Genomic DNA, 4,409 nt, shown 5'->3' on the forward strand with positions numbered 1-4,409 from the left:
TCTCAATTTGCTCAAACAGGCTATGGAAAACGACCCGGATGCCAAAAAGTACCTGCACGTCAATGCCGCCGAATACAAAGGCTTTCGGTTTCATGTTGTCGAACTTCCGAGCAGCGAATTGACAGATGCCCCGGAACCGATTCGCCAAATGATGGGCGAAGACTTTGCCCTCGCCCTCGCATTTTCCGATCATGCGTTTGCGATGGCGGCCGGCCCCAAAGCAACCGACATGCTCCAAAAGGCCATCGATCAGATGGACAGTGAAACGAACGTGACGACGCTGGTTGACATGTATCTCGCCCTCAATCCCCTGCTGAAGTTCATCAGCGTGGCGGCAGAAAAAGAACAAACCCGCCAACAGGTGCAGCAGTGGCTGCCGCTTGTGAGCGAAAAGGACCGTGTCACGCTGACCGCCAGCGTGGAGGGCGACAAGGGCACCACGCAAATCAATATCGAGGAGGGTGTGGTGAAGCTCCTCATCAGCATGGCGCTGACCCTTCAGCAGAAGGCCCCGCAGGGTCCGTTGCCGCTGCCGCTGCCATCGGCCAACCCGTGACATCCCTATCGCCTCGTTCCGGAGCAGCAGCATGGGGTGACCACCGACGATGGTGAGGCACGGCAGTGATGTGCCACCCGTTTTGTTGAAAATGCCCGAATGGCGGCTTTCTGGTCGGTGAGAAGTCGCCGCAACGAACACAGGGACGACCGGTTGGCCGTCCCTGTTTCTTTTTCGCCGGGGATAGGCTTTTCCACACTTGTGGCTGCCTGCCAGCTCGGACAAGGCCGCGTCACCCCGGTGAAACGCGGTCCAGGCACCCCGCGCTGCAAAACGCGGTTCGTGCGGGATGTCTACCGCGAAGCGCCCGCACTGAGCGTGTCACGGGAATCGGATGATTCAGCCTGGGCGGCTCGGAGCTCTTCTTCTTTGGGACGGTCCACGATGAACCCGCCCATCCCTCGCCGGGTGATTGCGTTGTTCTTCGCGCCGCAACCGTAACTGTCCAACCCGCCGTAGTCCACCACAAAGCTAAAGTTACCGCCACAAGTCGGGTACGGGTGGTAGGTGATGGCGCTCGACGCATATCCCTGGCTTGTACCGGCGTATTCATCGGCTCCTTCGAAGTCATAGAGAACCCCCAAGCTGGCCTGGGCACCCTGCCCCTGAACTCCTCCCACTCGGGCGAGATAGTGATCGTCGCCGCCCAGTTCCAGCAGATAACCCACCGACAGGTCCCAACCAAACCCGGTCCCCATGATGGAACCGTGGTACTCATCGTTGCCTCCATCGTCGATGAGCGCGCCCACACCCATGTGGCAGCCCCAGCCATTGCCGAAACGCTGAAACCGCTGCTGTGTTCGCGGGGAGCCGTCATAGGCTTTCAGAGTGGCACCGAGTCGACGATCATTGCCGGCAAAATCCCGGGCGAAGCCGATGGCCAGCCAGTAACCACCACCCTGGCCGAAATAGTCGAACTCGTAGGTGTCATCCCCGGCACCTTCGAGGAGCACACCGATCCCACCGTTGGCCGCTCCCCGAATTCCTGAACCGACGCCCTGCCCCCACCCTTCGTAGCCCGGCGTCTCAGGATACGAGTCATACCAGCGACCGCCCACGTAATAGTGGTCATCTCCGGTGAGATCGTCAATCAGTCCGAAGCCCAGCGGGCCACCGAATCCCTGAGCCCACATCGCAGCATGATAATCGTCCCGCCCTTCCCGATCGATGAGCAGGCCCACACCCCCGATGGCCTGCCCCTGCACACGGCGAAGCCCCAGATACTGGTCGTCGCCAGCCCAATCCACAAGGATCCCCACCCCTCCCAGAGTGCTTCCCTGGGCCACATCCTGCGCCCAGTAGATGTCGTTTCCTGCCAGGTCAATGAGCAGAGAACCGCCGAGAATCGCGCTACCCTGAATTCCCGGCAATTTGCCCTGATAACGGTCGTTCCCGGAATAATCGATGATGACCAGCAACGGGTGATCGACGGACACCGTTCCTTCCCAGTACACGTCATCTCCGCCCAGATCCACAACCGCCGCGACATCTTTCATCTCTTCAAGGCGGTACTCGTTCGGGCCCGGCCCACCCACGATGATAGCCCCGACAGAGGTCTCGAGCTTTTGCAAGACCGTTCCGCTGACACCAGGCACGGGTGTTTGCACCCCGGCACTTGCCGAGCGGCTGGGCGCCTGACGAAGGCTCTCCAGGAACAAACGGTCATTGAGGCCGACCAGCACTTCGGCCATGTCCCATTGCGCGGCGCGATCCATTTTCTCCAGAAGCTGCACCAGCCGCCTGGCACTCCCGCGATCATTGACGGTGTGTCCCACATATGTATTGGTGGTCATCACGTAATTGATCCGTCGGGCGAGTTCGGTGAATTCCGCCTGCGAGAGCGGCTTGACAGTTTGTGCGTACAGGTTGTAGGCCTGCACGAGCGTTTGTTTGAGGAATTCCACCGGGTCGTCTGACTGGTCGCCAAGCTCGCTCGTGGAAACGGGGACGTCCATTCGGGCTCGCGCAGTTCGCAGCAGAAAGCGAAGTCCCGCCGCTCTGTCGGAGAGGGTACCCGCATGGAGGTACCGTGTGAACTCCTCGGCTTCCTGGGGAACGCGGAGCGGCTCGCGGAGGAGATGGTCAAACCAACTCAGCCGGGCCAGCCCATTGATTTCATTCCCGGTGTACACGCCCCGTGTGGCCGCCAGTCGCGATGCTGTGTAGCTGAGGAATTGCTGAAATCGGCTGTCCACACCGGTGGAACGCATCTGGGTGACCATTTCCGGCGCCAGCAGCTTGGCAATGCCCGGCGCCAGGGGATGGCCGACCGCCGAGGGGTCGATCTTGGGCTCGCTGGCCTTCCTGGAAGGTGATTCCCCTTCTTGCCCGTTTTTGGTGGGAGACGATCCCGGCGTCTGCCGTTTGTCGGAAGCCTTCTGTTCAGGGGATGCGCCCTGGTTTTCGGCCGCGGAGGGTGGGGCCACGTTTTGAGCCGGAGAGTCCTTCGCAGGACCGGATTGGGCTTCTTCACGAGCCGGGTTGGCGCTGCCAGGGGTCTCGTCGGCCTCTGTTCCGGGAGGTGCCCCGGCCGAGCCCGATCCGCTTCCCAGGTCCAGCTCCGGACCTTCCATCTCATTCGGCTCGTCCGCGAGTACCCCCGAAGTCGCCGAGGCGAGTTCCACCGCGGCAGGGCGGTTCTCGGGCGACAACATCCTCGAATCGCCTGAGTCGCCGAGGACCAAGCCAGACCCACCCATTCCGCACACCCCAAATCCCAAAACAGTGCACCACTTCACCAGGTAATGCCATCTGAATTTCATCTGGAACTCCTTCGGAACACTGGGAGGCTCGATGGGATCTCCAGGGAGTCCGGGGGCAGCAGCGACGGCTGCAAAAAGAATCTCCCCGGAACCACAGGAGGGCGACTATTCCTTTATCGGAAGGAAAGGCCAAAGCAAAACATGCTAACCCAACTGGCAGAAAGCACAATTTAGGCAAACTCCAGAGATGGCAATATTTTCTGCGTCTGGACAACCAAGCGGCCAAAGGCGCACGATCGGAAACAAAGTGGCGGCATGGGGGGTAATCTTGGGAAAACTATTGAACTGGGAAAGCGAACGCAAAGCCCCGTGAACAATCGACCATGGAGCACACACCGGCCGTCGTTCAGGCGGGACGCTTCCGCCTGGCTTTTTGGCCCAAGTTCACAGGTTTGCGCTTGAACGGCCGCATCAGGGCCGCCACGCAGATCTCCTGCTTGTTATACCAAAGATGCCGTGCCCGAACCACGTTGTAGCCCCAGCCGCGGATGCGGTCCAGATACTCGGGGATTTTGTCCGTCAGGGTCCACTCCGGCAACTTCAGAGTGAGAATCATGCCCCGAATATTGATCTGGGGGTAGGTGACAAGACTTTCCACGGCATCAAGAGTGTAATTGGGTGCGGCGTTAATGTCGGCGGCGAGCCAGCGAATTTTCCTGAACGCGCGACGCGGGGCCTGCGTCGTCCGACGCCGCAAGTGGATGAATTTGGGATGTTCCAGGACAGCGGGGTGCATTTCGGCCGGGTCCACGCCGAGGACCTCGTAGCCCCGATCGAGAAGGGCCTGACTGGCCCCACCGGGTGCACTGCCCAGCTCCGCCCACCGGGCATTGGGGGGAACGGGAAACTGCGACCACCTGAGGGCTTCCTCCATCTTGAGATAAGCCCGAGAAACCGCATGTTCTGGCAAACAGAGAGGAAATCGTCCGCCAGGAAAAAAAGTTTCCGGACCTTCCAGGCGGTGAATTCCCACCCACCATTCATCGGGTTCCACGATGATGCAGTCGAGAACCCACTGCCCGCGAAATCTCCTGCCTTGCGCAGCGTCTGCCTCAACGAGATTGACAGACTCGGGCGCGGTGACACGGAGA

General features: G+C 60.4%; 3 protein-coding genes. 1 reads left to right on the forward strand and 2 read right to left on the reverse strand.

The genetic code is table 11. The features are described 5' to 3' along the window. On the forward strand, positions 1-556 hold a 556-nt coding region (locus H5U08_RS11010), incomplete at its 5' end, for a hypothetical protein (protein WP_297032956.1). A gap of 293 nt (positions 557-849) precedes the next feature. On the opposite strand, the gene H5U08_RS11015 is transcribed toward H5U08_RS11010, so the two are convergent. Continuing rightward, complete coding sequence (locus tag H5U08_RS11015) at positions 850-3,318, reverse strand: hypothetical protein (protein ID WP_297032958.1); 2,469 nt, start codon at positions 3,316-3,318, stop codon at positions 850-852. A gap of 346 nt (positions 3,319-3,664) precedes the next feature. Further along, on the reverse strand, positions 3,665-4,409 hold a 745-nt coding region (locus H5U08_RS11020; RefSeq protein ID WP_297032960.1), incomplete at its 5' end, for an SAM-dependent methyltransferase.

Origin of the sequence: Thermogutta sp. (genome assembly GCF_014359955.1) — a bacterium.
Lineage (GTDB): Bacteria > Planctomycetota > Planctomycetia > Pirellulales > Thermoguttaceae > Thermogutta.

Coding starts and splice junctions, on each gene's coding strand:
- H5U08_RS11015 (WP_297032958.1), bottom strand. CDS start 3,318: ATGAAATTCAGATGGCATTACCTGGTGAAGTGGTGCACTGTTTTGGGA.